The 2,395-nt window shown below is 70.2% G+C and carries 3 protein-coding genes and 2 pseudogenes; all 5 read left to right on the top strand.

What is annotated here, in order from left to right; genetic code table 11:
- Nucleotides 1–339, top strand: a pseudogene (locus tag OIK44_RS25610) (hypothetical protein); the annotation flags it as partial.
- Between the two features lie 66 nt (nucleotides 340–405).
- Nucleotides 406–834 (top strand): hypothetical protein, encoded by a 429-nt coding sequence (locus OIK44_RS25605; protein ID WP_273675078.1) that lies wholly within the window; start codon nucleotides 406–408, stop codon nucleotides 832–834.
- Between the two features lie 2 nt (nucleotides 835–836).
- Nucleotides 837–1,520, top strand: coding sequence for a C39 family peptidase (locus OIK44_RS25600; RefSeq protein WP_420213890.1), 684 nt, complete (start codon nucleotides 837–839; stop codon nucleotides 1,518–1,520).
- Nucleotides 1,521–1,531: 11 nt separating this feature from the next.
- Nucleotides 1,532–2,011 (top strand): hypothetical protein, encoded by a 480-nt coding sequence (locus OIK44_RS25595; RefSeq protein WP_273675077.1) that lies wholly within the window; start codon nucleotides 1,532–1,534, stop codon nucleotides 2,009–2,011.
- Nucleotides 2,012–2,086: 75 nt separating this feature from the next.
- Nucleotides 2,087–2,395: pseudogene (locus OIK44_RS25590) on the top strand (acetate kinase); the annotation flags it as partial.

Genomic DNA, 2,395 nt, shown 5'->3' with positions numbered 1-2,395 from the left:
AACGGCAACGCCACGGGCGGCACAGGCGGCACGGGCGGCGCCGGTGGCGGCGGCAATAGCGGCGGCGCCGGCGGCGCCGGCGGCAGCAACACGGCCGGCGCCGGCGGCAGCGGCGGCAGCAATACCGGCGGCGCCGGCAACGGCGGCACGGGCGGCGCCGGCACGGGCGGCGCCGGCGGCAGCAACACCGTCAATGCGGGCACCTTCAATATGTCGAACACGATGACGGGCACGGCGCAGTCGGCGGCGGGCTTGCTGGTCATCAGCCAGAACAGCGGCCTGTCGTCGTTGATCCAGCAAAGCGTGACGGTGCAGGCGAACCTGGCGTTGGGACGCTAAGGCGCGCGACCGCCCGCCGGCGCCGGGGCGGCGCCGGCGGGCGGCGCGACAGGACAAGGAGGTCTTATGCAATGGATACGATATATGGGAACGGCCGCGCTGATGCTGGCTGTGGCGGACCTTGCGGCGGCGGCCGTCGCGCCCTGCGTGGCGGACGACATCGCCGTGCCGCTGCCGGCGTCGGTGGCGGCGCTGCCCGTGTTCGCGGCTGCGCCGCCGGCGCGGGTGCACCTGTCCGGGCCGGCGCAGGAGGCTAGCGTGGCCGTCGGCCAGGCGCGGCTGGAGTACGCGCGCGGCGGCGCCGACACCGTCAGCAACGAGGCGCGCTTGAGCGCCCTGGTCGGCGGCAACGCCGCCAGCAACGTCAGAACCGGCAGCAATATCATCGATGGCGCCGCGTTCACGAACGTCGCCGGGATACCGGTGGTGATCCAGAATTCGGGGGCGAACGTGTTGATCCAGAATGCCACCATCGTCAATTTGCAGTTGCGCTGAACATGGGCGCGCTGCGGATGGGCGTGCTGGCGGCCGCGCTGGCGGTGTGCTGCGGCGCCGCCGCGATGGAACTGGGCGGCGTTGTCGGCGGCGGCCGCTTCAACGTGCCGGTGGCGAGCTTGAAGGAAGCCCGTTTCCAGACCACGCTGCGGCAGCAATACGATTTCAGTTGCGGCTCGGCGGCGGTGGCGACCTTGCTCAGCCACCACTACGACTACCCGGTCAGCGAACAGTTTGTGTTTGAGCAAATGTACCTGCACGGCGACCAGCAGAAAATCCGCAAGGAAGGGTTTTCCTTGCTCGATATCAAACGCTTCCTTGCGGCGCACGGCTTCGTCGCGGACGGCTTTGAATTACCGTTGCACAAGCTGGGGGAGGCCGGTTCTCCCGCCATCGTGCTGCTGTCGGAGCAGGGTTACCAGCATTTCGTCGTCGTCAAGGGGCTCAGCCCGAGCCGCGTGCTGATCGGCGATCCGGCCGGCGGCACGCGGGCGCTGGCGCGCGACAGTTTCGAGGCGATGTGGCGCAGCAAACTGCTGTTTGTCATCCACGGGCACGCCGGGCCGGTGCGCTTTAACGAGGCGGCCGACTGGCGCGTGGCGCCGCCGGCGCCGCTGGCGGCGGCCGTCAACCGCAACGGCCTGGACTTGCTGACGATGCCCAAGCTGGGACCGGGCGAATTTTGAGGGGAGGCGTGATGCGAACGAAACGACAGGGTGCGGCCGCCCGCTTGCTGTGTTGCGCGGCCTCGGCCTTGGCCTCGGCCGCGCCGGCCGCCGCCGCCGAGGTCTGGATGCCGGTGGCCGAGGCCGTGCTGGACGGCGCGCGCGGCGGCGTCGACCTGGGCGGCGGCCTGCTGATGTCGCTCGGCATCGACAGGCTGGCGACGGTGAACGGCGCGGTCGTTGCCAGCAGCTCCGTCCACATCGCCGACCTGTCCCGGCTGGGCGGCGCGGAGGCGGCGCTGACGTTGCTGCAAAACGGCTCCGGCAACACCTTTGTGCCGGGGGCTGCCCGGCAGGCGGCCGCGACGGTGATCCAGAACACCCTGAACAACCAGGTGCTGCGCACGCAAACCGTCATCAACGCCAGCGTCAACAGCCTGGAACTCTTAAAGATGATCAATTTCCAGGAAAGCTTGCACAGCGCCCTCAGCAATGTCGCCGGAGCGCGCTGACGGCGCCGCGCCATCCCGTCCGCGCCGGCGTCGGCCGGCATCCACAGCCTTCCGCCCCTTTTTCAAGGAGAGATAATGCAATACAAGCACATGGTAGGGTTCGGCGCCGCGGGTGCGGCGGCGCTGCTGCTGAGCGCCGCCGTCCACGCCCAGCAGGCCGGCACCAGCCGCGCCGACCTGGAGGAGCGGCTCGAAACGATGAAGAAACAGCTTGCCGAGCAAAAACAAATGCTGGAAACCTTGCGTCAGTCTTTGGGCGAGCAGCAACGCAGCATCGCTGCGCTGCGCCGCGCCGCCGGCGACGAGGCGCTGGCCGGACAGCGCGGCACGGGGGCGGCGCAGGCGGCCGACGGCGCGGCCGCGCCTGCCGCCGAGGCGGGCGCG

The sequence above is a fragment of the Janthinobacterium fluminis genome, assembly GCF_028595325.1.
In the GTDB taxonomy this organism is placed as follows: Bacteria; Pseudomonadota; Gammaproteobacteria; order Burkholderiales; family Burkholderiaceae_D; genus Janthinobacterium; species Janthinobacterium fluminis.
This window is presented reverse-complemented; position numbering and strand designations above follow the sequence as displayed.

Bases quoted from the DNA above. Each gene is read 5' to 3' on its own strand.
- OIK44_RS25605 (WP_273675078.1), top strand. From the start codon at position 406: ATGCAATGGATACGATATATGGGAACGGCCGCGCTGATGCTGGCTGTG.
- OIK44_RS25600 (WP_420213890.1), top strand. From the start codon at position 837: ATGGGCGCGCTGCGGATGGGCGTGCTGGCGGCCGCGCTGGCGGTGTGC.
- OIK44_RS25595 (WP_273675077.1), top strand. From the start codon at position 1,532: ATGCGAACGAAACGACAGGGTGCGGCCGCCCGCTTGCTGTGTTGCGCG.